Origin of the sequence: Asanoa sp. WMMD1127, from assembly GCF_029626225.1 — a bacterium.
Taxonomy (GTDB): domain Bacteria; phylum Actinomycetota; class Actinomycetes; order Mycobacteriales; family Micromonosporaceae; genus Asanoa.
In genome coordinates, this window is the sequence record NZ_JARUBP010000001.1 from 7,801,435 (window position 1) to 7,827,017 (window position 25,583).

The 25,583-nt window shown below is 73.4% G+C and carries 24 protein-coding genes; 6 read left to right on the forward strand and 18 right to left on the reverse strand.

Translation table 11 applies throughout. From position 1 onward, the window contains the following. The 10 genes from O7635_RS37300 to O7635_RS37345 form a co-directional block, all read right to left on the reverse strand. A complete protein-coding gene (locus O7635_RS37300; RefSeq protein ID WP_278085188.1) occupies nucleotides 1-1,944 on the reverse strand; it encodes an SUMF1/EgtB/PvdO family nonheme iron enzyme in 1,944 nt (647 codons plus the stop codon). Beyond that, entirely contained in the window at nucleotides 1,941-2,858 is a 918-nt protein-coding gene (locus O7635_RS37305; protein ID WP_278085189.1) for a ribokinase, read from the reverse strand. The genes O7635_RS37300 and O7635_RS37305 overlap by 4 nt, the downstream gene beginning before the upstream one ends. Then, nucleotides 2,855-4,207, reverse strand: coding sequence for an ADP-ribosylglycohydrolase family protein (locus O7635_RS37310; protein WP_278085190.1), 1,353 nt, complete (start codon nucleotides 4,205-4,207; stop codon nucleotides 2,855-2,857). The genes O7635_RS37305 and O7635_RS37310 overlap by 4 nt, the downstream gene beginning before the upstream one ends. Continuing rightward, nucleotides 4,204-5,340, reverse strand: coding sequence for an ADP-ribosylglycohydrolase family protein (locus tag O7635_RS37315; protein ID WP_278085191.1), 1,137 nt, complete (start codon nucleotides 5,338-5,340; stop codon nucleotides 4,204-4,206). Before O7635_RS37315 ends, O7635_RS37310 begins: the two co-directional genes overlap by 4 nt. 2 nt (nucleotides 5,341-5,342) lie before the next feature. Then, entirely contained in the window at nucleotides 5,343-6,635 is a 1,293-nt protein-coding gene (locus tag O7635_RS37320) for a sugar ABC transporter substrate-binding protein (protein WP_278085192.1), read from the reverse strand. 32 nt (nucleotides 6,636-6,667) lie between these two features. Next, nucleotides 6,668-7,507: a carbohydrate ABC transporter permease gene (locus O7635_RS37325; RefSeq protein ID WP_278085193.1), complete on the reverse strand. Its 840-nt coding sequence runs from the start codon at nucleotides 7,505-7,507 to the stop codon at nucleotides 6,668-6,670. A gap of 1 nt (nucleotide 7,508) precedes the next feature. Beyond that, entirely contained in the window at nucleotides 7,509-8,441 is a 933-nt protein-coding gene (locus O7635_RS37330; protein WP_278085194.1) for a sugar ABC transporter permease, read from the reverse strand. Continuing rightward, on the reverse strand, nucleotides 8,438-9,601 hold the full coding sequence (locus tag O7635_RS37335; RefSeq protein ID WP_278085195.1) for a LacI family DNA-binding transcriptional regulator: 1,164 nt from the start codon (nucleotides 9,599-9,601) through the stop codon (nucleotides 8,438-8,440). The genes O7635_RS37330 and O7635_RS37335 overlap by 4 nt, the downstream gene beginning before the upstream one ends. Nucleotides 9,602-9,814: 213 nt before the next feature. Further along, nucleotides 9,815-10,708, reverse strand: coding sequence for an alpha/beta fold hydrolase (locus O7635_RS37340; protein ID WP_278085196.1), 894 nt, complete (start codon nucleotides 10,706-10,708; stop codon nucleotides 9,815-9,817). 25 nt (nucleotides 10,709-10,733) lie between these two features. After that, nucleotides 10,734-12,134, reverse strand: a complete 1,401-nt coding sequence (locus O7635_RS37345; protein ID WP_278085197.1) for an MFS transporter — start codon at nucleotides 12,132-12,134, stop codon at nucleotides 10,734-10,736. Nucleotides 12,135-12,189: 55 nt separating this feature from the next. Between O7635_RS37345 and O7635_RS37350 the strand changes: the two genes are divergently transcribed. Together O7635_RS37350 and O7635_RS37355 are read left to right on the forward strand one after the other, a co-directional pair. Then, nucleotides 12,190-12,822 carry a CGNR zinc finger domain-containing protein gene (locus O7635_RS37350; RefSeq protein ID WP_278085198.1) on the forward strand — a complete coding sequence of 211 codons (633 nt, stop codon included), beginning with the start codon at nucleotides 12,190-12,192 and terminating at the stop codon, nucleotides 12,820-12,822. A gap of 9 nt (nucleotides 12,823-12,831) precedes the next feature. After that, nucleotides 12,832-13,182, forward strand: a complete 351-nt coding sequence (locus O7635_RS37355) for an MmcQ/YjbR family DNA-binding protein (protein WP_278085199.1) — start codon at nucleotides 12,832-12,834, stop codon at nucleotides 13,180-13,182. 155 nt (nucleotides 13,183-13,337) lie between these two features. On the opposite strand, the gene O7635_RS37360 is transcribed toward O7635_RS37355, so the two are convergent. The 6 genes from O7635_RS37360 to O7635_RS37385 all read right to left on the reverse strand — a co-directional run bounded on the left by O7635_RS37360 (nucleotide 13,338) and on the right by O7635_RS37385 (nucleotide 20,095). Continuing rightward, the gene (locus O7635_RS37360; RefSeq protein ID WP_278085200.1) at nucleotides 13,338-13,739 is read right to left on the reverse strand and encodes a cytidine deaminase; all 402 of its coding nucleotides are present in this window, start codon (nucleotides 13,737-13,739) and stop codon (nucleotides 13,338-13,340) included. Between the two features lie 101 nt (nucleotides 13,740-13,840). Further along, entirely contained in the window at nucleotides 13,841-15,022 is a 1,182-nt protein-coding gene (locus O7635_RS37365) for a hypothetical protein (protein WP_278085201.1), read from the reverse strand. Next, on the reverse strand, nucleotides 15,006-17,249 hold the full coding sequence (locus O7635_RS37370) for a xanthine dehydrogenase family protein molybdopterin-binding subunit (protein ID WP_278085202.1): 2,244 nt from the start codon (nucleotides 17,247-17,249) through the stop codon (nucleotides 15,006-15,008). Before O7635_RS37370 ends, O7635_RS37365 begins: the two co-directional genes overlap by 17 nt. Then, nucleotides 17,246-18,226 carry a xanthine dehydrogenase family protein subunit M gene (locus O7635_RS37375; protein WP_278085203.1) on the reverse strand — a complete coding sequence of 327 codons (981 nt, stop codon included), beginning with the start codon at nucleotides 18,224-18,226 and terminating at the stop codon, nucleotides 17,246-17,248. Before O7635_RS37375 ends, O7635_RS37370 begins: the two co-directional genes overlap by 4 nt. Nucleotide 18,227: 1 nt before the next feature. After that, on the reverse strand, nucleotides 18,228-18,758 hold the full coding sequence (locus tag O7635_RS37380) for a (2Fe-2S)-binding protein (RefSeq protein WP_278085204.1): 531 nt from the start codon (nucleotides 18,756-18,758) through the stop codon (nucleotides 18,228-18,230). Between the two features lie 80 nt (nucleotides 18,759-18,838). Next, nucleotides 18,839-20,095 (reverse strand): FAD-dependent oxidoreductase, encoded by a 1,257-nt coding sequence (locus O7635_RS37385; protein ID WP_278085205.1) that lies wholly within the window; start codon nucleotides 20,093-20,095, stop codon nucleotides 18,839-18,841. 69 nt (nucleotides 20,096-20,164) lie between these two features. Between O7635_RS37385 and O7635_RS37390 the strand changes: the two genes are divergently transcribed. Both O7635_RS37390 and O7635_RS37395 read left to right on the forward strand, forming a co-directional pair. Beyond that, the gene (locus O7635_RS37390) at nucleotides 20,165-21,223 is read left to right on the forward strand and encodes a class I SAM-dependent methyltransferase (RefSeq protein ID WP_278085206.1); all 1,059 of its coding nucleotides are present in this window, start codon (nucleotides 20,165-20,167) and stop codon (nucleotides 21,221-21,223) included. A gap of 130 nt (nucleotides 21,224-21,353) precedes the next feature. Beyond that, a complete protein-coding gene (locus O7635_RS37395; RefSeq protein ID WP_278085207.1) occupies nucleotides 21,354-21,587 on the forward strand; it encodes a hypothetical protein in 234 nt (77 codons plus the stop codon). On the opposite strand, the gene O7635_RS37400 is transcribed toward O7635_RS37395, so the two are convergent. Together O7635_RS37400 and O7635_RS37405 are read right to left on the reverse strand one after the other, a co-directional pair. Then, the gene (locus O7635_RS37400) at nucleotides 21,584-22,795 is read right to left on the reverse strand and encodes a deoxyguanosinetriphosphate triphosphohydrolase (protein WP_278085208.1); all 1,212 of its coding nucleotides are present in this window, start codon (nucleotides 22,793-22,795) and stop codon (nucleotides 21,584-21,586) included. The genes O7635_RS37395 and O7635_RS37400 overlap by 4 nt on opposite strands. A gap of 10 nt (nucleotides 22,796-22,805) precedes the next feature. Then, a complete protein-coding gene (locus tag O7635_RS37405) occupies nucleotides 22,806-23,159 on the reverse strand; it encodes a VOC family protein (protein WP_278085209.1) in 354 nt (117 codons plus the stop codon). A 328-nt stretch (nucleotides 23,160-23,487) separates the two neighbouring features. On the opposite strand from O7635_RS37405, the gene O7635_RS37410 reads away from it, so the two are divergent. Both O7635_RS37410 and O7635_RS37415 read left to right on the forward strand, forming a co-directional pair. Continuing rightward, complete coding sequence (locus O7635_RS37410; protein WP_278085210.1) at nucleotides 23,488-23,868, forward strand: hypothetical protein; 381 nt, start codon at nucleotides 23,488-23,490, stop codon at nucleotides 23,866-23,868. Between the two features lie 104 nt (nucleotides 23,869-23,972). Further along, complete coding sequence (locus O7635_RS37415; protein ID WP_278085211.1) at nucleotides 23,973-25,520, forward strand: hypothetical protein; 1,548 nt, start codon at nucleotides 23,973-23,975, stop codon at nucleotides 25,518-25,520. Nucleotides 25,521-25,583: the final 63 nt, after the last annotated feature.

Sequence of the window (25,583 nt, forward strand, 5' to 3'; positions counted from 1 at the left end):
TCACTCCTCGGTGGTGGGGAGGTCGGCCGCGCAGCGGAAGCCGACCTGGTCGGAGCGGGTGAGTCCGGCCCCGGTGAGCAGGAGCTTCACCGAGACGTCGGCGGGTTGCGGACCGCCGTCGACGTACCAGTCGGAGCCCTCGGCCGCGTACGCCGCGCCGCCCTTGAGAATCACGAACCGGGTGCGGCCGTCGGAGTGTTCGCTCTCGGTGAGGTTCCACACGAGCGGTTCCCGGCGGGCCAGCAGTCCGGCCTCGGCGGCGACCTGCCACTCGTCCTCGGTCGGGAGGCGCAGACCCTTCCAGGCGGCGTACGCCCGGGCGTCGGCGAGGTCGACGTGGGTGACCGGCGCGGCGGCCGGGCCCTGGCCGGCGGTGAACCGCTCGCCGCGCACGGGCGCGTAGCCGGTTGCCGCGCGGAACTCGGCGAACTCGCCGTGCGTCACCTCGTGGGTGGCGATCGCGAACCGTCCGAGGTGGACGGCGCGGCGCAGGGTCGCGGTGTGGTGCAGGCGCGGCGGTAGCGGCTTCCACTCGTCGACGTAGGGCGCCTCGCCGTAGAGCCCGGTCTCCCGCACCCGGTGCCGGACGATCAGCTCGCGCCGGCCGCCGTCCACGGCGACCATGCCGGCCGGCGCCACCGCCTGCGGCGCCCACGGGGTGCGGGTGCGCACCGCCGCGCGGGCCGGGAACGACGGGTCGCCGGTCGGTGGGTCGTGCGGCGCGACCGGGGCGTCGGTGATGACGACGGCGGCGATCGCGCCCGCCGGCAGGTGGCCGCCCACGGCGAGCCGGCCGTCGCCGGTGTCGGCGGTGTGCAGCTCGGCCCCGGTGACCAGGTCGACGAAACGGCCCTGGCGCGACGTCACCAGCCAGGGGCCGTCGTGGTCGGCGCCGCGGTTGACCACCGTCCACAGCGGAGCGTCGTCGCGGGTCCAGCGGGACGCGAAGACCTCCCCCGCGCCCGGGTGGTCGGCCAGCGGCGCCCAGTCCTCGGAGCGGAGCCAGGCGGCATGGCTGGCCTGCACGCGGCGCATGGCTCGGAGCACCGCGCGGTCGCGGTCGTTCCAGCCGACCCAGACGCCGAAGACGCTTTCCCAGACCAGCACGCCGACGCCGTTGAGCCAGGCGGAGTGCAGCTCGTCGATATGGTCGCGGTGCCAGCGGCGGGTGTGGTGCAGCATGTGCCGGCGCTCGAACCACTTCGCCCGCAGCACGCCGGGCGTCGTGCTGTCGGCGAACCACTGCGCCCAGGACATCGCGTGGTCCTCGATCCGGGCCAGCGGGACCCGGCTCTCCCCCTCCAGCACCAGGCCGGGCCGGACCTCGTCGAGGGCCGCGCGCAGCTCCCCGGCGCCCTCCTTGAGGGTGTCCAGGAAGACGCCGTCGACGCCGAGCTTGCCGGCCAGCGCCGCGACCTCCGTCGCGTCGGTGCCCGGTTCCCGGCGGGTGCCGGTGTCCCACGGGTTGTAGTCGACGAACACCCGCACGCCACGCTCCTGGAACGCCCGCACGACGTCGGGCAGCTCCGGCACGTCGCGGTACCAGTCGAACTGGTTGCGACCGTCGAGCCCGATCACCGGGTACGCGTGCCAGAGCACGACGCCGTCGAACCCGCCGAAGTCCCGCCGCGCCGCGGCCAGGAACGCGTCGACCGTGAAGACGCCACGGTCGTGGTCGTAGAGCGCCTCGTCCCACAGCCAGGCCAGGCAGACCGAGAAGCAGTCGCCGGTGATCTCGTCATAGTGCCGGCCCGTGTAACCGAGCCGGTCCCGGGCGTCGGCCCGCCACCGGGCGAGCTGCGCGCGCCACGCCGGCCAGTCGGCCGGATCGTCCGGGGCGGCGAAGATCTTCGCCTCGTCCAGCGCGGTCAGGTCGGCGTGACCGCCGAGCGGCACGTCGGTGGGCCGGTCGATCGGGCGCGGGACGTACGGGTTGAAGCTCACGGTGTTCCTCGGTATGTCGCGTCGTGCAGGGCGTCGATCGTGGCCCGGTCGGGCAGGGCGGAGGACGCGCCGGGGCGCTGGGCGCAGGCGGCGCCGGCGGCACAGGCCCAGCGCAGGCTCGCCTCGATGTCCGTGCCGCCCCGCTGCGCCCAGCCGACCGCCAGCGCGCCGGTGAACGCGTCACCCGCCGCCGTCGTGTCGACCGCCTCGATCCGCGGCGCGGGCACGGACAGCCGCGCCCCGTCGCGGTCGGCGTAGGCGGCACCGTCCGCCCCAAACGTCAGCACCACCCGCGGCACCAGCTTCAGCAGCGCGTCGAGCGGCTCGCCGCCGTCGGCGCCCGCGACGACCGCCGCCTCGTGCTCGTTGACGACGAGCACGTCGACCAGGTCGAGCAGCTCGTCGGGCAGCGTCGCGGCCGGCGCGGCGTTGAGCACCACGGTCGTCCCCGCGGCCCGCGCCAGCCGCGCCGCGTCGACCACTGTGGACATGGGCACCTCGAGCTGGAGCAGCAGCACGTCCGCCGTCGCGACGCGGGCACGGTCGTCGGCGTCCAGGTCGGTCAGCAGACCGTTCGCACCCGCCGCCACCACGATGAAATTCTCGGCGGCACGGTCGACGGCGATCAGCGCCACGCCGGACGGACCGGCGACGGTACGCAGCCCACGCACCCCGACGCCGGCCGCCACCAGGCTGTCCCGCAGCACCGGGGCGAACTCGTCGGACCCGACCGCGCCCACGAACTCGACCTCGGCGCCGGCCCGCGCCGCGGCGACGGCCTGGTTGGCCCCCTTGCCACCGGGCACGGTCCGGAAGTTCTCGCCCAGCACCGTCTCGCCGGGCCTCGGCAACTGCGGCGCCGTCACCACCAGGTCCAGGTTGGCGCTCCCGACCACCACCACGCGCGCACTCATGCCGCCACCTCCCTGCGGTCGGCGGAGGCGAGCTCCCGGGTGCGTTCGGCCAGTTCGTCGAAGCCGATGCCGTCGAAGCCGGCGATGCTGCTGGCCAGCCGGTTGTGCAGCGGCTCGACCCAGCGCGCCGGCAGCTCCTTTGCCCCGGCGAGCGCCCCGGTGACCGCGCCGACCGTCGCACCCGTCGAGTCGGTGTCCCATCCTCCGCTGACCACGGCGCAGATGGAGCGTTCGAAGTCACCTCGGCCCCAGGCCAGAGCCGCCGCCACCAGCGCCGCGTTCGGGCGCACGTGCACCCAGTGGAGATGGCCGTGCCGGGCGTACAGCTCGTCGACGACGGCTTCCCAGCCGGCGGACCCGGACCCGAGCGCCCGGGCCTCGCGGACGGCCGCCGCGAACCGGCTCGGCGCCGGCAGCACCGCCTCCGCCGCGTCGAGCACCTCGTCGACGGTGGAGGCGACCGGCGCCGCGGCGGCCAGGGCCGCCGCCCACATCGCCCCGTGCACGCCGCCCCGGACGTGGCTGACGACCGCGTCGCGCCAGGCGAGCTCGGCCGCGCGGTCGGGGCGGCCGGGGTTGACCCAGCCGTACACGTCGGTGCGGATCTGGGCGCCGATCCACTCCCGGAACGGGTTGTGCCGCCGCGCGCTGGCCGGCGGCGCATGACCGAGCAGCAGGTTGCGGTAGGCCACCCGCTCGGCGGTGAACACCCGACCGGCCGGCAGCCAGTCCAGCCACGCCTGCGCCACGTCCTCGCTTCTGAACCCGTGCCCGTGGGTCTCCAGCACCCGCAACGCCAGGAGGGCGTAGTTGAGGTCGTCGTCCTCGGGCATCCCGTCGATGTGCTCGGCGAGGCTGGTCGGCGCGCTGCGCCGGTTCCACGGCCACCGTGCCGCGACTTCGGCGGGAAGACCCCGGGCGGTGAACCAGTCCCGCAAGGGCCAACGGCCGGTGGCGTCCAGGATCTCCCGGATCCCCTCGCGCGGGATCTTCTCCACCGGCTTGCCGAGCAGGCACCCGACGGCCCGTCCGAGCCACGCCCCGTGCAGCCGGTCGACAGCGACGTCCGTCGGCAGCGTCCACGACGCGGGCCAGGCCGACCGCAGCGCGGCCAGGTCGTCCGGCTCGGACACGGCCGGGAGCGCGTCGGCGGCATCCAGCAGCTCGACGGCCAGCGCGCGCAGAGCCGGCGATGCCACCACAGGCGACGCACCGCTGACCGGCGGCGTCAGGTCGCCGCCGGCCGCCACCCACCGCGCGGCCAAAGCCGACACATCGCGCCCCTCGTCGCGACTGGCGGCCAGCTCGTGCGGCAGCAGGTCCTCCGGCTGCACCCAGGTGATCCTCACCGGGCGAGCTCCGCGAACCGCTCCGCCCGCCGGGCGAACCGGTCCCGGTCCCGCTCGAACACCTCCGCGGCCACCGCCGCCAGCTCCCGTGCCGGCGCCTCCAGGTCCGTCTTCGACGCGCCGGCGACCCCGGCGGCCCACGCGGCCGGCACCGCGGCCGCGCCCCCCAGCGCCCCCGCGATCGCGCCGGCCATCGTCGCGGTGGAGTCCGCGTCGCGGCCGTAGTTGACCGAGCCCAGCACCGCCTCGCGGAACGCCCCGCCGGCCACCACGAGCATGCCGATCGCGACCGGCAACTCCTCGATGGCGTGCAACCGGCTCGGCCGCCGCGCGCCCAGACCCGGGCTGCGGTAGTCCTCCCCGACCGTGTCGAACGGCGCCACCGCCGCCCGCAGCGCCGGGATCGCCGAGCGCCAGTCGGACTGCCCCCGGGCCTCCTTCACCACGGCGTCGAGCGCCGCCCGCGTGCCGTCGCGGGCCAGATCCAGGGCTGCGGCCACGACATCATCGACGGAAGCGCCCGGCGCGGCGGCCGCGGCGACCGCGGCGGCGAACACCGCCGCGGCCTCCCGCCCGTAGCTGTGCTGGTGCGCGCCGGTGATCTCGACGGCCTCGGCGTACGCGCCGGCCGGGTCGCCCGCGTTGACGATGCCGACCGGCGCCATGTACATGGCCGCGCCGCAGTTGACGATGTTGCCGACCCCGGCCTCGCGCGGGTCCACGTGGGCGTGGTGCAGGCGGGTGACCAGCCACCGCTCGGCGGCCGCCAGGCGATGGAAGGTCACCCCGTCCCGCTCGAGGTCGGGGATGTGCACCACCCGCTCGATCAGATCGGGCACCAGCAGATCCGCCACGTCGTACGCGTCGAGGTGGTCCCGTTTGGCCGCGTACGCGCGTACCAGGGCATGGGTCATCAACGTGTCGTCGGTGATGTGCCCGTCGCCCTTGTGGTACGGCGCCAATGGCCGCGCGGTGGCCCAGTCGGCGTGGTACGGGGGCACGATGCCCTCGACCCAGCCACCGAACCGGGCTCGGATCTGCTCCGGCAGCGCGGTTTCGGTGGCGCCACCGAGGGCGTCCCCGACCGCGGCGCCGACGAGGCAACCGACCGATGTGTCGAGCAAGAGTGACATTGTTACCTCAGAACCTGCTTGCCACCGTCGACCAGCTGGCTCGCGAGCTGGTCCAGGGTGATCTTGTTGGCGAAGTACTGCTGGAGGGCCGGGGTGGCGTACTTGGTCTTCCACTCCGGGTAACCGTCGGCCATCTGGAACGGTGCGACGGTCAGGTCGGCGGCGCTGTCGGCGGCCACGTCCCAGCCCTGCTCGCCCTTGGTCAGCTTGACCAGCTCCTCGTTGGCCTGCTTGCCGGTCGGCACCAGCCAGTCACCCTTGGCCAGCGCGGCCATGTTGGCGGGGTTGAGGAAGTACGAGATGAACTGCGCGGCCTGCTCCTTGTGCTTGGAGTCCGCCGACACCGACAGCGTCTGCGGGTTGGCCGCCTGGTTGCTGGACAGTCCCTTGATCGGCGGCAGGGTCACCCACTCGAAGTCCTTCGGGGCCTGCTCGACCATCTGCTGGCGCAGCGAGACCGAGCCGGGCAGCATCGCGTACTTGCCGCCGAAGAAGCCCGGCAGCGTGTCGGCGCCGCTCATGCCCAGCGCCTCGGGCGAGGCCGTCCTGGTCGTGTAGATCATGTCGTGGATCCGCTTCGGCACCTCCTTCTCCGCGTCGCCGATCCGCACCTCGGTACGCCCGCCGTTGTCGTAGAAGAACTTGCCGTCGTAGTTGAGCGCCAGGTTCAGCACCCGGTTGGTCGGCGACTTGAGCGCCCACGCCACGCCGTACTGGCCGGACTTGGTCAGCTTCTGGGCATTGGCCTGGAACTCGTCCCAGGTCCAGCCGCCGTCGGCCGGGGGCACCGCCACGCCGGCGGCGTCGAGCAGCTTCTTGTTGGCGATGACGACCTGCGACTCGAGCAGGAACGGGACGCCGGTGACCTGGCCGTCGAACGTGACGGTGTCCCAGACGCCCTGGTCGATCTGGCCCTTGAGGTCACCCGGGATCAGGTCCTTGAGGTCGGCCAGGTAGCCCTGCTTGCTGAACTCGCCGATCGACGACGCCTCGTAGTGCACGATGTCCGGCGCGTCGCCGCCCTCGAACGAGGTCAGCAGCTGGTCGTGCACCGAGTTCCAGTCGCCCTGCACGTACTCGACCTGGATGTCGGGGTGTTCGGCGTTCCACTTGGCGACCAGGTCCTTGTTGGCCTGCAGCGACTCCTTCTGCCAGGCGAGGCTGAGGAAGCGCAGCTTGACCGGGCCGGCCGTGGCCTCGTCGTCGCCGCCGTCACCGCACGCGGCGAGCGCGCCGAGACCGACGACCGCGACCGCGGCAGCCGCGGCCAGTCGACGGAACCGGATGGGGAGCATCAGGGGTTACCTCCTTGTGTGGTGAGGGCGGATCAGCCCTTGACCGCGCCGGCGAGCGACCCGGACGAGAGCCGGCGTTGCATGAACGCGAAGAAGATCAGGCTGGGCAGCGTGGCCAGCAGCGAACCGGCGGCCAGCGGCCCGAGTCGGGCGGTGCCCTCGATGCCGACGAACCGGGCCAGCGCCACGGGCAGCGTCTGCAGTTCGGGCGTCTTGATGAGCACGAGCGCGAAGAAGAACTCGTTCCAGGCGGAGATGAACGCGAACAGCGCGGTCGCCACCAGGCCGGGCGCCAGCAGCGGGAAGACCACGCGACGGAGGATCTGCACCCGGCCCGCGCCGTCGACCGAGGCCGCCTCCTCCAGCTCGCGCGGGATGTTGCGCACGAAGCCCTGCAGCATCCAGAGCGCGAACGGCAGCGCCCACACGACGTAGATCAGCACCAGGCCGGCGTGCGAGTTGGCCAGGCCGGCCTGCCGCAGCACGAGGAAGATCGGGATGATCAGCAGTACGAACGGGAACAGCTGGGAGAGCAGCACCCAACCCAGCGCGACGGTGGCCAGCTTGGAACGGAAGCGGGCGAGGGCGTACGACGCGGGCATGGCGACCAGCACCGTCAGCACCGCGGCGGCGAGCGAGACCTGCAGGCTGTTCCACGCCGCCCGGCCGAGCTCCTGCTCGGTGAAGGCCTGCACGAAGTTCTGCGCCGTGGGGTTGCTCGGGATCAGCGTCGGGTGCAGCTGCGTCAGCTCGCGCGGCGGCTTGAACGCCGTCGACAGCAGCCAGACCAGCGGAAACCCGAGGAAGATCAGGTAGGCGGCGAGGGCCAGGTACTGCAACGCCCGACCGGTGCGGCTCGGCTTGCCCAACATGTCAGTTCGCCTCCCGCAGCCGGCGACGGAGATAGACGGCGAGGAGCGCCACGATGATCACGACCATCACGTTGCCGAGGGCCGCCGCGTAGCCGTAGTTGCCGTAGCGGAACGCCTCCTCGTACGCGAAGAGCATCGGCAGCATGGTCTTGCCGCCGGGACCGCCCGCCGTGAGCACGTAGACCAGGCCGAACGAGTTGAAGTTCCAGATGAAGTCCAGCGAGGTGATCGCCACGATGACCGGCATCAGCGCGGGCAGCGTGACGTGCCGGAAGCGGTGCCAGGCGCTGGCCCCGTCGACGGCGGCGGCCTCGTGCAACTCGCGCGCGACGCCTTGCAGACCGGCGAGGAGTACGACGGTCGTCTGCGGCATGCCGGCCCAGACGCCCACGATGATGACCGCGGGCAGGGCCGTGCTGAAGTCGCCGAGCCAGTTGGTGCGCAGGCCGTCCGCGCCGACGCGGTGGAAGAACTCGTTGAGCAGGCCCGCGTCGGGGTGGTAGACGAGCTTCCAGAGGATGCCGACCACGACCGGCGGCATGGCCCACGGGACGACCGCGAGAACCCTTGCCACGCCGCGGAAGCGGAGTTGTTGGTTGAGCAGCAGGGCGAGGCCCAGGGCGAGGACGAACTGGAGGACGGTCACGCCGAACGCCCAGAGAAGGCCGATCTTGAAGGAGTTCCAGAACAGCTCGTCGCTGAGCAGCTCCTTGTAGTTGTCGAGGCCGGTGAACGTGGCGTCGACGTTGCGGCCGGCGCGGGCGTCGGTGAAGCCGAGATAGATGCCGCGCAGGAGCGGGAAGACCGAGAGCACGAGGACCGGCAGCAGCGACGGGAGCAGCAGCAGCCAGATGGTGGTGCGGTCGGATCGGGCCTGGGCGCCGCGGCGGCGGCCGGGGCGGTCGACGGTCGGGCGCTCGTCCAGCATCGTCATGGCGTCACCCCTTCGCGGAACGGTTGGGTGGGGACCGGCGCGGTTGGCGCGGCGGTCGTCGCGGTCGGCGCGGGCGGCGCGGTTGGCGCGGCGTTCGTCGCGGGCGGCGCGGTTGGCGCGGTCGGCGCCGTGGTTGGCGCGGCGCTGGAGGCGCGGACCGAGAGGCTGGGTGCGACCTGGGCGCGGCGGGGCGGCAGGGCCGGGTCCGCGATGCGTTGCAGGAGGAGCTCGGCGGCGCGGCGACCGCGCTCGGCCGAGCCGAGGGAGACGCTGGAAAGCTGGGGGAACATCATCCGGGCGAGCTCGGTGTCGTCCATGCCGACCAGCGCCACGTCGGTCGGCACGCGGCGGCCCTGGGCGAGCAGCGTGTGCAGGGCGCCGACCGCGATGAGGTCGTTGGCGCAGACGAGGGCGTCGGGCTCGGCGCGGGCGAGGAGCCGCTCGGTGGCCTCGCGGCCGGCCGCGTACTGGAAGTCGCCGACCTCGACCAGGTTCTCGTCGAGGGTGATGCCGTGCTTCGCGAGCGCCGTGCGGAATCCGGCGTCCCTGGCGGCGCCGGGGACGGTGTCGAGGGGGCCGTTGACGAAGCCGATCCGGCGGCGACCGGTGGCGACGAGGTGGTCGACGGCGAGGGCGATGCCGCCGCGCGAGTCGGTGCGGACGTTGTCGACCGGCGCGTCCTCGGCGAGCTGGCCGATCACGACGACCGGCACCGGGCTGTCGGTCACGGCCGCGAGGTGGTCGGCGGTGACGCGGATCGGCGAGATGATCATGCCGTCCACGTAGCGGTGCGCGAGTCGGCGCAGCAGGGTGGTCTCGTTGTCGATCCGGCCGCCGGTGGCGTGCACCAGGAGCTGGCGGCCCGAGCCGGCGACCACGGCCTCGATGGCCCGCATCATCGAGACGTAGACCGGGTTCCCGATGTCCTCGACCGCGAGCGCGATGAGCTCGGTGCGCTGGGACTGGAGCGACCGCGCGATCGCGTTGGGCACGTAACCGACCTCGGCGGCCGCCGCCCGCACCTTGCGCACGGTCTCCGGGCTGCCCCCGACCCCGTTGAGCACGCGCGACGCGGAGGCGATGGAGACACCGGCCCGAGCAGCGACCGTATGCACCGTCGGCCGGCCGTCGGTGGGCTCCTGTAAACGTTTACGACCCACGCCCTGCACCTCCACCCGGTAGCTGTAAACGTTTCCGGGAGTCTGCGCCGCGATCGGTGAGGGGTCAAGGGCCCGTTACGAATACGTTTCCGATCTCGTCACCAGCGGACCCGAGCGTGGCCCGACCGCCACGCTCCGTCGAGGGTGGGCGGTCCGCCGAGCGTGCACGGACCACGTCGTCGCCGATCGACGAATCGCGCAGCGCCGGGAGGGTCAGGCGGCCTGGTCCAGCGCCGACTGGTCGAGGGCGTCCCGCCAGGATGCCTCGGAGTAGCGGAACGGGCGGGTCGACCGCAGGAAGGCGTGGATCGCGGGCAGCAGCAGCTCGGGCGCCGTCTCGTGCGGGTAGTGGCCCGCGCCCGGGATCTCCGCCGTGTGGAACGCCGGATTGCGGGCCGCGACGGCGCGGTGGTGCTCCGGCGGGATCGTCCGGTCGTCGCTGCCCCAGGCCATCAGCACCGGGATGCCGGCCAGCAGGTCGAGGTGGCCGGCCGCGCTGACGGTCTGGCCGCGCCAGTCGATGACCGTGCGGGCGGTCCGGATGAAGGTGCGGCGGCGGCGCGCGTCCCCGAGGTCGTGCAGGGCGTCGGCCACGGCGCCCGCGTCCTGGCGGGCGATCAGGGCCGGCATCGCCGGCAGCACGCGGCGGGTCAGCGCCGGCGGCAGCAACGACAGGGCGGCCACGACGGTCTCGGCGTACGGCAGGGTCGCCGCCCGCAACGCCGGCGTGCACTGTTGGCCGAGGCCGCCGCTGCTGACCAGAACGAGCCGTTGGGTGCGCTCCGGGAATTGGTAGGCGAACTGCAGCGCGACCCCGCCGCCCAGGCTGTGGCCGACGATCGTGGCCGACGGCAGCCCCAGGCAGACCAGCAGGTCCCGCACCGCCGTGGCGTGTGCCCCGACCGAGTAGTCGCCCGCCGGCGCGTCCGAGTCGCCGTGGCCGGGCAGGTCAGGCGTGATCACCGTATGCGTCAGGGCCAGCGTCTCGACGAGGTGGCGCCACGTCTCGCGGCTGCCACCCAGGCCGTGGACCAGCACGAGCGGCTCGCCGCTGCCGGCGGACGTGTAGGCCAGACCGCCCCGCTCACAGCGCCGGACCGTGTTCATCGCGCTACCGTTCACGGGTCGCCAGTTACCCCGCGGTAGCCCCTTCGAACCTTTCGGCCTCGTGGATGCCGGCCAGCGCCGGCACCCGGGAGAACGCGACCCACAGCGTCGCCAGGGAGATGCCGACCGCGCCGACCGCCATGGCCGCGAACGGGCCGGCCTGCGTCGCGACCACACCGCCGAGAGCCGCGCCGACGGGCACGGCGCCCCACGAGATCAGGCGGTACGCGGCGTTGACCCGACCGCGCAGCTCCGCCGGCACCGCCGCCTGGCGCAGGCTGACCGCGTGCACGTTGGCGATGCCGATGCCGACGCCCATCACGACGAAGACGGCGCAGAACAGGGGCAGCAGGCCGGCGCCGGCGTGACCCGCAAGCAGCACCCCGAGCGGCGCGCCGTTGCCGAGGATCAGGGTGACCAGCAGCACCCGGCCGTAGCCGAAGCGGGTGGTGAAGCGCGCACCGAACCAGGCGCCGAGGAATGAGCCGACACCGCCGGCGGTGAAGACCGCGCCGATCGCGATCGGGCTGAGGTGGGCGTCGCGCACCGCGTAGAGCATCAGGCCGAGCACGAAGGCCTCGTTGAACAGGTTGAACGTCGCCGCCTCGCCGGCCAGGGGGCGCACGTAGCGGTGGCGCAGCAGGACACCGACGCCGGCCAGTCCCTCGCGCCGGGCACGTCGCGGTTCCGCACGACCTGGCGCGGACGGCGGTTCCCCGCCGCCCGCTGCGGGCGGCAGCCCGTCGGCACCCGGCGCGGGCCGCAGCTCGTCGGCACCCGATGCGCGCCGCAGCCCGTCGGCGCCCGGTGCGGGCAGGGTGATCCGGCTCAGGGACAGCGCCGAGACCAGGTAGCCCAGCGCGTTGAGCACCAGCGCCGCCGGCGCCGTGAGGAACTGGACCAGCAGGCCGCCGATGCCGCGGCCGCCGATCTCGCTGGCGGACTGGGTGGCGGACAGCTTGCCGTTGGCGTCGACCAGCTGGTCGGCGGTGACGATCGCGGGCAGCAGCGCGAAGTCGGCGACCTGGAAGACGACCGTGAGCACGGCCGCGACGAAGACGACGACGTAGAGGCCGGGCATGCTCGCGACGCCGGCCCAGGCGGCGATCGGGATGAGCGCGATCAGCAGGGCCCGGCCCAGGTCGGCGCCGATCATCAGGCGTAGGCGGACCCGGCGGAGCCGGTCGACCAGCAGACCGGCCGGAAGCGTGGCCAACAGGAACGGCAGGAACTGGGCGACCCGCAGGGTGCTCGCCTCCGCCGCCGAGGCGGAGAGGGTGACGAGCGCGAAGAGCGGCAACGCGAGCTCGGCGATCTCGCTGCCGAGGGTCGAGGCGGCCGAACCGCGCCAGAGCCGGCGGAAGTCGGGATTGGACCAGGCCGGCCGCCGATCACGCGCGGTCGCGGTCAACGTAACCGGTGTCATAGTCAAGGAGGTTATGAGTAACCAGGTAATCCCGCAAGCCGGTTATGATGGGCGCATGTCCGGCGACAACCCGATGGCCGCGCCCGGCCGGCTCGAGCTGGTCCGCCGGTTCGTCAACACGCGCGACATCGAGGCCGGCACCGACTCGGTCGCCGACGCGGCGGGTTTGCGGGCCTGGCTGATGGACGCCGGCCTGTGGCGGGGTTCCGCCGGTGTGCGCCCCGGCGAGCTGGAAAGGGCCCACCGCCTCCGTGAGGCGCTGCGCTCGGCGGCCGCCGCCAACCACGACCGCTCCCCCGTCCCTGACCCGGCGCTCGCGGTGCTCGACGAGGTGGCCCGCCGGGCCCGGGTGACGCTGTCGTTCACGAAGGACCACGCCTGGCGCGCCGAGTCCCGGGCGACGGGCGCCGACGGCGCGCTCGGCGAGATCGTGATCCGGGTGACCGAGTCGATGACCGCCGGCACCTGGTCCCGGCTCAAGGTCTGCGCCAACGACGCCTGCGGCTGGGCCTACTTCGACTCGTCCCGCGCCGGCACCGGCAAGTGGTGCACGATGCGGTTGTGCGGCAACCGCGCCAAGCAGCAGGCCTGGCGCGACCGGCGTGCGGCCCCACCGGCGACCCGAACCGCGGCAAGCAGCGGGCCTGGCGAGACCGGCGTGCGGCGCCACCGACGGCCCAGCGGTTAAGGTGACGGCATGACCCGGGACGACCTCGTCGCCTACTGCCTGGCCAAGCCGGGCGCGTGGCCCGACGAGCCGTGGGAGGGCGACCAGGTCGCCAAGGTCGGCAGCAAGATCTTCGCCTTCCTGGGCGCCGGGCCCCCGCCGACCGTCGGGCTGAAATGCGGCGCCAACCGGGAGATGGCCGACGAGTGGCTCGCCCGCTATCCGGAGCAGGCGAAGGTGATGGCCTACATCGGACGGTCAGGTTGGAACACGCTCACCGTCGGCACCGGCATCCCCGACGACGAGATCCTGGAGGCGATCGACGCCTCCTACGAGGCCGTCGTGGCCAAGCTCCCCAAGCGCGAGCGCCCGGCCAGCTGACCCGCGACGCCCACGGTGCCGGCGGGGCCAAGCTGCCCAAGCGCGAGCGCCCGGCCACCTGACCCGCGACGCCCCACGGTGCCGGGCGGCGCGGCGGGTCGCGCAGGTTCGGATCCGACGTACCGTGGCCAGGCGGCCCGGAGCGGAGCGGCCGGTCAACTGATCGGTGACGGCCACTCGTGCTCGGGCAGCAGGTCGCGCAGCGGCGCCCAGCGGTCGCTGCCCAGCACCACCTCGGTGTCCAGGTTGGCCGGATCCAGCTGCCGGATGAACTCGCGGCAGCGGCCACACGGCGGCAGCACGTAGATCCGGTCCTGGTCGTCACGCCAGACCGCCACGATGCGCGCGATCCGCTCCTCCCCCGCCGTCACCATCGCGGCGATCGCGCTCGCCTCGGCGCAGAAGCCGGTGCCACAAGGCGTGTCGATGCAGACCCCGACAAAGCGGTTGCCGTCGGCGGTGAGCAACGCCGCCCCCACGTCGCCGACCAGCCGCCCCTGCAACCGTCGCGGCGCGACCACCGCCAACGCGGCGGCGATCAGCTCCTCGAACTCCATCGGATCAGGTTAAAGCGAGCCAGGTCGGGTCGCAGACGGCTCGGGCGAGGTCGCGGAGGAACCAGCTCGGCCACATCGCGCCCGGCCGCCGGCAGATCAGGTCAGGTCGCGGATGGGTCGGGGGAGGTTGGCGATCGGGTCTGGTCGCGGGCGAAGGGCCAGCGGCGGCCGACGGCGACGTGGGTGATGACCGAGAAGGCGAGCGCGTTCAGGCAGGCGTGCACCACGAACTCGTTCGGCTCCAGCCGCCCCAGGTCGGCTGTGCGGGCATAGGCCGTCAGCACCACGTAGAGCACCACCGCCAGGGCCGACACCGTCGTCACCGACAACCACTTGTCCATCACCGCCGTGACGTGGGGGCGCACCGCGTTCTCGAAGAGCATCGAGACCACCAGCGCCGCCGCGGTGAAGGCCGCCGCCCCGGCCAGGATCTTCCCGGGGCTGACCGCGAGATGGATCAGGGTGTACGTGGCCCACCCGCCCGCGATCACCGTCGCGTTCGCCACCACCAACCGCGGCCCGCGCCGCCGGATGCGGTTGAACGGCCACCCGCGCCACGTCACGTAGAGCCACGTCTGCCACGCCCCGATGGTGACCAGCAGCGCGCCCAGGGCGGCGCCCGACATCGGACCGGTCTGCGTGTGCAGGCCCGAGCCGGGCGGCGGCCGCACGTCGGCGACGAAGTAGTACACCAGCAGCGCGGCGCCCCAGGCCAGCCCGCCAGCCAGCAAACCGGCGGGTATCCGCGGCAGGCGCCCGCGCAGCGGCCACCCCTCGTTGACGAGCGTGAACTGCAGCGCCGCGGCGAACGCGGCGCCGGCCAGCGGCAACGTGGCCGGGAACGTCGGCAGGTGCCCAGGTCCGGGGTTCGGGTCGAAGACGCCGCGCGGGTCGACCCCGCCGGCGATCAGCTGGCCCAGGAACGTCAGCCCGACCCCGAACACCACGATGAACGCCGTGTTGAGCCAACCGGCCAGCCACCGCGGTGCGAGGGCGGTGCCGGGCCAGTCCTCCCACCAGAACGCGACGACGGCGACCGGCACGAGCGAGAAGGTGACCAGCGGGCCGATCACCACCACCGACCGGGCCGGACCGTCGAGCGCGAACGACAGCACCACCGCGATCGGCACCACCAGCCCGAGCAGGCCGGCCAGGCCGAGCCACGGCTGGCGGGCGACGCTCCGCGCGATCTCCGCCCGGACGGCCGGCCGCAGCTCCGTCGCCGGCGCGCTGATGACCGGCCGCTCGGGAAGTGCCGCGGTCACCTCAGCCCGGGAGGCCACTCATCACCAGCTCGGGCGCCAGCGGCAGCTCGGTGAACCGGTGCCCGGTGGCGTGGAAGACCGCGTTGGCGACGGCCGCCGCCGCGCCGACCTGGCCGACCTCGCCGACGCCCTTGACGCCCAGCGGCCCGACCACGTCGTCGTCCTCCTCGACGAACTCGACCTGCACGTCGGGCACGTCGGCGTGCACGGCCACCAGATATTCGCCCAGGCTGTTGAGCGCCCATCGGCCCGACTGGCGGTCGATCCGGTTGCCCTCGTGGGTGGCCTGCTGCATGCCCCAGAGCATGCCGCCCATCAGCTGGCTGCGGGCCAGCTTGGGGTTGAGCACCCGGCCGGGCGCGAAGACGCCGAGCATCCGCCGGGTCCGCACCAGGCCCAGCTCGGCGTCCACGGCCACTTCCGCGAACTGGGCGCCGAACGTGAGCAGGCCGTGCGGCGTGTCGAACGGCGGCGGGGTCCAGCTGCCGAGGGCCTCCATGTCGAGGAGCCGGTTGCGCTGCAGGGCGTCGGCGTACGACTCGCCGATGGACGGGTCCAGTGTGGACACCATGCGGCCGTCGCCGACCCGCACCGAGCCGGGCGACAGGCCGTGCAGCGGCGACGCGTCGTCGTTGACCGCGAGCGCCACCAGGTCGTTGCGCAATGTCGTCGCGGCGTTGTGCACGGCCGACGACACCATCGTCGCGCCCATCGAGCCCACCGCCGAGCTCGTGTTGGGCAGGTCGGTGTCGCCGAGCTCGAACCGGATGACGTCCATCTCGACGCCGAGACCGTCGGCCGCGACCTGGGACATGGACGTGGCGACGCCGGTGCCGAACTCCTGCGTGCTGGTCTGGACGATCACGCTGCCGTCGTGGAAGATCCGGGCGCGGGCGTGCTGCACCGGCATCATGAACGCGACCGGGTAGCCCGCCGCGGCGACGCCGGTGCCGACCAGCCAGTTGCCCTCCCGGCGCGTACCCGGCGTCATGTCTCGGTCGGCCCACCCGAACCGGTCGGCGCCCAGCCGCAGGCACTCCGCGAGACCGTCGCTCGACCAGGCGTTGCCGTGCGGGTCGACCGGCGGATGGTTCATGATCCGCAACTCGACGGGATCCAGGTCCAGCTCGTACGCGAGGGCGTCCATCGCGCACTCCAGCGAGAAGGAGCCCAGCGACTCGCCCGGCGCCCGGGTGAACGTCGGCGTCATCGTGTTGCCCCGGATCAGGTGGTGCACGCCGAGGTAGTGCTCGGTGCCGTACACCTGCGAGGAGCCGCCGGTCGCGGGCTCGGCCCAGTCGTCGAACGGCGAGGTGACCGAGAGCTTCTCGTGCTTGATGGCGGTCAGGTGGCCGTCGCGCCGGGCCCCCAGCGTCATCGACTGCTCCTGCTCCTCGCGCAGGCCCATCGAGGTGAACGACTGCGCCCGGGTCAGCGCCAGCCGCACCGGGCGGCCGACCTGACGGGCCGCCATCGCGGCGAGGGTCACGTGCGGCCACACCATGGCCTTCGAGCCGAACGCCCCACCCACGAAGTGGGTGATGACGCGGACGTCGCTGAGCGGGATGCCGAGCAACTGGGCCACGGTGAGCTGCGTCGCGCGTACGCCCATGGTGGAGTCGTAGATCGTCAGCCGGTCGCCGTCCCACTGCGCCGTGGTGACGGACGGCTCGATCGGGTTGTGGTGGTTGGCGGCGTAGTGATAGCGCAGCTCGACCCGCACCTCCGCGTCGGAGAGCGCCGACTCGACGTCGCCGCGCTCGTCCCGACCCGGCATCAGACCGCCGAAGAGGGTCTTGGCCTCGTACGCGCCGGCCCGCCCGTCCTCGATCGTGGCGACCGGCACCCCGACGTCATAGGTGACGTCGACCAGCGCCGCCGCGTGCGTCGCGCCCTCGAGGGTGTCGCCGACGACCACCGCGACCGGCTGCCCCCAGTAGTGGACGACGTCGTCCTGCATCGGGAAGAAGCTCTCGCCCGGCGCGGGCTGCCCGGCCAGCGACGGGATCAGCCGGGGCTGGTTGGCCACTTTCGGCGTGTTCTCGTGCGTCATGATGCCCAGCACGCCACCGGCCGCCTCGGCCGCCGAGGTGTCGATCGACAGGACGCGACCGTTGGCCACGGCGGCGCGCACGATGACGGCGTGGGCGAGCCCCCGCAGCACGATGTCGCCGGTGTAGCGGGCACCCCCGGTCACCTTCTCCGGACCGTCGACGCGGTTGACGGGCTTGCCGAGGAAGCTCATGCCGTCACCTCGCTCAGCTCGCGGACGATCGCCCGCTTGGCGAACGTCACCTTGAACGCGTTCATCGGCGTCGTGCGGGCGTCGGCCAGCTCGGCGTCGGCGGCCGCCGCGACGTTCTCCGGCGTCGCCGGCCGACCGACCAGCGCCGCCTCGGCCCGGTGCGCGCGCCACGGCACCGTGCCGACGCCGCCCAGCGCCAGCCGCAGCTCGGCCACGGTGCCGTCCTCGACCCGCATCGCCGAGAAGACCGAGACGAGCGCGAACTCGTACGACGCCCGGTCGCGGTGTTTGACGTAGCGCGAGGCCCGGGCGACCGGCAGGTTCGGCACGTCGATCGCGACGATCAGCTCGCCGTGCGCCAGCGGGTGCTCGATGTTGGGCGTGTCCTCGGGCCGCAGGAAGAAGTCCTCGATCGGGATGGTGCGCGTGCCGTCGGGGCCGATCGTGCGCACCGTCGCGTCCAACGCCACCAGCGCGACCGCCACGTCCGACGGATGCGTGGCGATGCACTGGTCCGAGGTGCCCAGGATCGCGTGGCCGCGGTTGATCCCGTTCATCGCCGCACACCCGGTGCCGGGTTCGCGCTTGTTGCACGACGACTGCGGATCACGGAAGTACGAGCACCGGGTGCGCTGGCACATGTTGCCGCCCATCGACGCCATGTTGCGCAGCTGTTCGGAGGCGCCCAGCAGAAGCGCCTGCGACATTCCCGGGTAGCGCTCCATAATGCGGGGTGCCCGGGCGACGTCGCTCATCCGGGCCATGGCGCCGATCCGCACGCCGCCGTCGTCGATGTCCTCCAGATAGGTCAGCGGCAGGTCGTTGACGTCGACGAGCAGGTTGGGCTGCACGACGCCGAGCCGCAACAGGTCGATCTCCGTGGTGCCGCCGGCCAGGAACGCGCTGTCGGGATGCCCGCTGACCGCGGCCACCGCGTCGTCGATCGAGCTGGCACGGAAGAAGCTCACCGGGCGCATGTCATCGACCTCCGTCGTCGTCCGCGTCGCGGACCTCGCGGATCGCCGCGTGGATGTTCGGGTACGCCGCGCACCGGCAGAGGTTGCCGCTCATGTGCTCGGCGATCTCCTCGTCACTGCCCGCGTTGCCCTCCCGCAGCAGCGCGATCGCCGACATGATCTGCCCGGGCGTGCAGAAGCCGCACTGGAAGGCGTCGTGGTCGACGAACGCCTGCTGCATCGCGTGCAGCCCGCCCTCCGGCGCCACCCCTTCGATGGTGGTGACCTCGTGGCCCTCCGCCGAATAGGCCATGGTCAGGCAGGACAGCACCCGCCGGCCGTCCATCCAGACCGTGCAGGCGCCGCAGGTGCCCTGGTCACAGCCCTTCTTGGTGCCGGTGAGGTCCAGGTGCTCGCGCAGCGCGTCGAGCAGGCTGACACGCGGTTCCAGCTCGATCGGGTACGTCGAGCCGTTGACGGTCAGGTTGACCGGTTCGCGCGCCGGACCGCGTACACCGGTGACCGCGGCCGCGGTCGATTGGTTGATTGCCATCGCTCGCTCCTCGGCTCTGCCAGATTTTCAGCATCGCCAACCTGGCCGCCGAGGCGCGGGTGATCGGGGAATCCCGCGTGCTATCCGGCGAGAAGCGCGTCGAGGGGCACGCTGGGGTCCGCGAGGCGGTCCAGGTCGACATCCTTGCCGCTGTAACCGGCCCGCACGAGTTTCTGGATATCGTCCTGAACGTCCCATACGTTGACGTTCATGCCGGCGAGCACGTGTCCCTGCCGCGTCCAGAACACGGTGAACTCGGGCGTCTTCCCGTCCACGATGGACGGATCGCCCCGGAACACCACCCGGTCGAAACCGCCGCGTGGCAACCAGCCGGCCATCTCCATGCCCAGGTCATATTGATCGGTGAAGAAGTAGGGCAGCCGGTCGTAGGAGACCTCCTGCCCGAGCATCGAGCGGGCCGCCGCCGGGCCGCCGTTGAGCGCGTTGGCCCAGTGCTCCACCCGGATGTGCTGATGGAACAACGGGTGGTACGCCGAGACCACGTCGCCGGCCGCGTAGACGTCAGGGTCGCTGGTGCGCAGGGCCGCGTCGGCCACCACGCCGTCGTCGACCCGCAGCCCCGCGCCGCGGGCGAGCTCCACATTGGGCGTGATGCCGACCGCGATCAGCGCGGCCGAAGCCGGCACCTCGCTGTTGTCGTCGAGCACGGCGTGGGTGAGCCGGTCGCCGATGCCACCGAACTCGCGTACCTGCGTGTCGAACCGGAAGTCGACGCCGTGCGCCGCGTGCAGCGCCCGGAACACCTCGGCCACCTCGTCGCCGACCACCTGGCGCAGCGGCGCGCGGTCGGTCTCCACCACGGTCACGTCGCAGCCGAACTCCCGCGCGGCGGCGGCGATCTCCAGGCCGATCCAGCCGGCGCCGATCACCACGACGGGGTCGCCGGCGCGCAGCGTCCGCCCGAGGGCCTCGGACTGCTCGATGGTGCGCAGGTGGTGGATCCGCGGGCCCTCGCCGCCGGGCAGGTCCAAGGTGCGCGGTGACGAGCCGGTGGCCAGCAGCAGCTTGTCGTAACGGACCCGCTCGCCGCCGTCGAGCGTCACCTCGTGCGCGGCCGGGTCGACCGCAATCACCCGGGTGCCCATCCGCAGCTCGATGCGCTGGTCGGCGTACCACGCCTCGTCGTGCGGGAAGGCCTTGCCCCGCTCGTCCTTGCCGAGCAGGTAGCCCTTGGACAGCGGCGGTCGCTCGTAGGGTAGCTGGGGCTCCTCGCCGATCAGCACCACCCGGCCGTCGAAGCCCTCGGCACGCAGGGTCTCGGCGGCCTTCGCGCCGGCCAGCGACGCGCCTACGATCACGAACACCCGGTCGGTCATTCCGACAGTCTTCACCATCCGCCGCGTTTTACGCCCGACGTTGACTCGCTGTTGGCTAGCGTCCGTCTGGTGACGCAGTCCACTGAAGAGTTCGCGGACCGGTTGTTCCGCTCGGCGCTGGGCACCGCGGAGCTGCTGTCGGTCTACCTCGGCGACCGGCTCGGCTGGTACCAGGCGTTGGCCGACGGCGGCCCGGCGGACGCCGCGGCACTGGTGGAGCGGGCCGGCGGGACGCCGCGGTACGCGCGGGAGTGGCTGGAGCAGCAGGCCTCGTACGGCATCCTGACCGTGACCGCGGACGGCCAATTCGCGCTGCCGCCCGGCGCCGCCGAGGTGCTCACGGACGCCGGCAGCCTCAACTACCTCGCCCCGATGGCCCGCGCCTTCGCAGCCGCCGCGATGCAGCTGCCGGCGCTGGTCTCGGCCTACCGGGATGGCGGTGGGGTGGGCTGGGCGACGTTCGGCGCCGAGATGCGCGAGGCCCAGGCCGACGCCAACCGGCCGTGGTTCGACCGGGCGCTGCCCGGCGCGCTGGCCGAGGTCGAGCCGCTGCACTCGGTGCTGAGCCGGCCGGGCGCCCGGATCGCCGACGTCGGGTGCGGGGCCGGCTGGTCGTCGCTCGCGCTCGCCCGCGCGTACCCCGAGGCCCTGGTCGACGGGTTCGACGTCGACGCGCCCTCGGTGGCGACGGCGACCGCCAACGCCCGGGCCGCGGGCCTCGCCGACCGCGTGGCGTTCCACGAGGTCGACGCCGGCGGTGGCCTGCCGGGCGCCGGTGACCATGACGCCGCGTTCGCCTTCGAGTGCGTGCACGACCTGCCGCGACCGGTCGAGGTGCTCTCCGCCGTCCGCGCCGCCGTCCGGCCCGGGGCGCCGGTCGTGGTGATGGACGAGGCGGTGGGCGAGACGTTCCGGGCGCCGGGCGACGACATCGAGCGGCTGATGTACGGCTACAGCATGCTGATCTGCCTGCCGGACAGCATGGCCCACCCCGAGTCGGTCGGCACCGGCACCGTGATGCGGCCGGACACGCTGCGGGGCTACGCCCGGTCGGCCGGCTTCACCGACGTCGAGGTGCTGCCGATCGAGGGTTTCGGCTTCTTCCGCTTCTATCTGCTGACGCACTAGGTATACCTAGGCGGCTGTCCCACGGCGTCTAAGGCGGGGGTGGTCGGCAGGTTAGGGAACGGCTCCCGATGTCGCGGCGTCCCGGTCCGAACAGGATGGAGACATCACCGAGTTCGACAAGGAGCCCGCGATGTACCAGCACCCCGACCTGATGCTCACCGTCGCCCACGAACACCAGCGCGACCTGATCGCCGACGCCGACCGCAAGCGGCTGTTCGGCCGGGTGACCCGCCGCCGGCACAGCCGCGGCCGGGGCCGCGCCGACCAGGAGCCCTCCAGACGCGTCCGCCTGACGCCCGGCGCGTTCGCCGTCCGGGCCCAGGCGGTCGGCGCGATCGCGCTGCACGACCTCCCGGCTCACTAGCGCGTCAGGCGGTGGTGCCAGTCGACCGCGGCCGGGTCGGTGAGCGACGCGACCTGGTCGATGACGACCCGGAGCCGGGCCGGGTCGTCGGGCGCCGCCTTCCACGTCGCCGCGAACGCCGGGTCGAGGCCCGCCGGCGCCCGGTCGACGAGCACCGCGACCAGCTCGGTCAGCACCGCCCGCTGGCGCTCGTAGCGCTCGTGCGCGCCCGGCCGGCGCATCACGTAGCGCAGGGCGATGCCCTTCAGCAGCGCGCACCGCGCCCGGATCACCGCCGGCACGACGAGGTCGGCGGCATAGCGGCGCAGCGGGCCGGCACCGTGCGCGGCCCGGGTCGCCTCGACCGCGGCCGCGACGAAGCGACCGGTCAACACGCTGGTCAGTCCCTTGAGGGCGGCCTGGGCCCGATAGCTGCCGTCGTAGTCGGCCACCGCCACCAGGGCCGGGTCGGCGAGCAGGTCGTCGAGCACCGGCGCCAGCACGTCCGCCGGCTCCGGTGAGTAGGTCTCGGCCGCCGCCCGGCACACCGCCGCCCGCTCGTCGGCGTCGTCGATCAGGGCGCGCACCGGCACGTAACCACCGTGGATCCCGTCCTCGACGTCGTGCACCGAATAGGCGACGTCGTCAGCCCAGTCCATCACCTGAGCCTCCAGGCAGCGCCGCTCCGGCTCGGGCGCGGCCACCCGCAGCCATTCGAAGACCGGCAGGTCGTCGGCGTAGACGCCGAACTTGCGCCGGCCGGGCCGGCGGGCCCAGGGATATTTGCACGTGGCGTCCAGCGCGGCCCGGGTCAGGTTGAGCCCGGCCCCGTGCACCTTGGCCTCGAGCCGCGTGAGCACCCGCAGCGTCTGCGCGTTGCCCTCGAACCCGCCGCACGACGCGGCCAGGTCGTCCAGCGCCGCCTCGCCGTTGTGCCCGAACGGCGGATGCCCGAGGTCGTGCGCGAGCCCGGCCACGTCGACCACGTCGGGGTCGCAACCCAGCCGGGCGCCCATCTCCCGACCGATCTGGGCGACCTCGAGCGAGTGGGTCAGGCGGGTGCGCAGGAAGTCGTCGGTGCCGGCCAGGTGCACCTGGGTCTTGGCGGCCAGCCTGCGGAACGCCGCCGAGTGGAGCACCCGGGCGCGGTCGCGCTCGAACGGGCCGCGGCCGCCGCCGGTGTCCTTGGGCGGCTCGGGCACCCAGCGGTCGGCGTCCCCCGTGATCACATCGGTAACGCTACGCCCTGGGTGCGAGCACGCAGAACTCGTTGCCCTCCGGATCCGCGAGGACGATCCAGCCCGCGCCCGGCGACTGTCCGATGTCGACGTGCCGCGCGCCCATGTCGACCAGCCGCTCGACCTCGGCCTCCTGGTCGTCGGGGCGCAGGTCGATGTGCAGCCGGTTCTTGACCCCCTTGGTCTCCGGCACGGGCACGAAAATCAGGCCGGGCAACTCGTCGGGCGTCCGCCGGATCTCCACCTCGTCGGGCTTCTCGTAGGTGATCTGGTAGCTGAGCGCTTCGGCCCACCACCGGGCGAGCCGGGCCGGGTCGCGCGCGTCGACCACCAGGTTCTCCCAGCGGTTGCCCATGTGTTACCTCCGGACGGCACGGACGGACGGAACGAGAAGGTGTCCGACAGGTTACGCGTACGATCGCCGGTCCGCCCGTTCGGTCGTCATCGGGCCCGTCAGGGGCACATGCCCATCTCGACCACATTTGCAACACCCGATCAGACGAGAGTTGCTGACCGATCGCCGAGGGTGAGACTACTGCGGACGATCTTCGCCCGAGGGTAGTTTCGCGGAAGCACATCGTCATGGCCGGCAAGCCGCCGGCCCCGACCCGTTACCCGGGATTCTCGCGCGCCCTCTGGCCGGAGCGGACGCACCGAGGCACCACCCGGGTGGAGGAGCACGTGTGTCCGGCATAGACGACTGCCTACGGCAGGCGATGACCATCCCTGGCGCCATCGGGGCGAGCGTGGTCGACTACACGACCGGGTTCGCGCTCGCGTGGGCGGGCAACGCGCCCACGGGCGACCCCGACGCGTCCGCCGCCGGCTCGTCCGACGTCATCCACGCGGCGACCAACCGCGCCCCGTTCGCGTCGACGCGCCCCAACGACCTGGTCGAAGACGTGGTGATCACCACGCACGGCGGCTACCACCTGCTGCGGATGATCCGCACCGACTTCGACAGCCGGTTGCTGCTCTACGTCTGGCTCGACCGCCACGAGGGCAACCTGGCCGTCGCGCAGAGACGGATCCGCATCCTCGCCGACGACCTCGTCGCGGCCTGATCCGAGCCCGCACCTTGGTCACCTACGCGCACCCGGCCGTCGTGGCCCAGGACATGTCCCCTAGATCCGGAACGCCCGGACCAATCGAGTCGTCAGGAGGAGCGTTGGCCAAGTCCGTCCGGATCCCCCGCACGGGCTCGCCGCGGCGCGCCCTCACCCAGCTGGCGGGCGCCAGCGCGACCGGCGCGCTGCACATCGGCACCGACGACTGCCTCTATCTGGTGGGCGGCGAGGTCGTCTTCGCCGAGTCGGGCAGCTCCCCCAGCATCGGTGACCTGCTCACCGCGTCCGACCGGCTGGCGCCGCAGACGTGGCAGGCCGCGCTGGCCACCGGCGGTCCCGTCGGCAAGGCCGACGTGCGGCCCAGCCACTGGCTCGTCCAGCAGGGCCACCTCACCCACGGCGAGCTCGAGCTGTGCGTGCTGGGCGCGATCTACGACGCGGCGTACTTCGCGCTCGGCTCGGCCAGCGCCCTGCTGCGCTTCGTCGACGGCGAGACCCACGGCATGGGCGCGGTCACCTCGGTCGACCCGGCCGTGCTGGCCCGCGAGGCCGCCCGGCGCCGCAAGCTGCTCGACGAGATCTACCCGGAGCCCGGCGTCGACCACGCGGTCGTCGTGCCGGTCCGCCGGCCGCCGGTGCCGCGGGTGGTGCTCTCGGCGCTCCAGTGGGAGATCGTCGGCCGCGCCGACGGCACGCTCACCCCGACCGGCCTGGCGCGGGAGCTCGGGCGGGCCGGCTACGCCGTGCTCACCGAGGTACGCCGCCTGGCCGCCACGGGCCTCATCGCCCTGCCGGCGGGGGCCATCCCGCTGATCGTCCGCGACGCGCCGCTGAAGCGCGCCGTGCCGGCCATTCCCCTGACCGACGAGGTGGCCGCGAGCCTGCTCGGCGAGGCGCGGGCGGGTGATGGGCCGGCCCGGGTCGCCGCGGGTGACCTCCGGCCGGCCGCGCCGGCGGCCGACGTCGCGGCCGGCCTGGCCGCACCGCGCGCGACGCGCGGTAGTCGCGCAACGGGGGCGGGCACCTCGGCCGGCGACGCGCACGGGGGACGCCACCTTCGCGCGGCCGATTCGGCCGGCGACGTTGGCCTGCCGCCGCGCGACGCCCGCGCGGCCGCCTCGGCCGACGACGGCGGCCCTGGCCGCTCCCCCCGCGACATCCGCGCGGCAGCATCGGCCGACGACGGCGGCCCTGGCCGCTCCCGGCGCGACGTTCGAGCGGCGGCTGCCGTCGGCGACGGGAGCGCCGGCTCATCGGGGCGCGGGCTCCGCGGCGCCGCCTCGGCCGATGGCGACGGCCCGGGCCGCTCGGCCCGCGACATCCGCGCGGCCGCCGGGGGCGACATCCCGGTCCCGCTCGATCCCGCCTCGCGCCCGCGTGGCGACGCGACGCCCGCCATGCCGCGACGCCGGACGCCCATCGGGGCCGACCAGCCCGACCCCCTGACCGCACCCGGCGACGACCCGGCCCCTCCCATCCGTGCCGCGGTCCCGGCGCCGGCTCCACCGGGGTCGCTGCCCGCGCTGCCCCGGCGGGAGCCGGGCGAGCGCCTGCCCCACCTGCCGGAATCATCGAGCGCCGCACCGCCCGTCCCGGCCGACGAGGCGTTGCTCAAGCGCATCCGTACCGCCCTGAAGGCACTCCGATGACGGCGCCCCGATGAGCCGCGGGCCACCGGCGTCATCGGCCGCCGACACCTAAGAAAGGGAGAG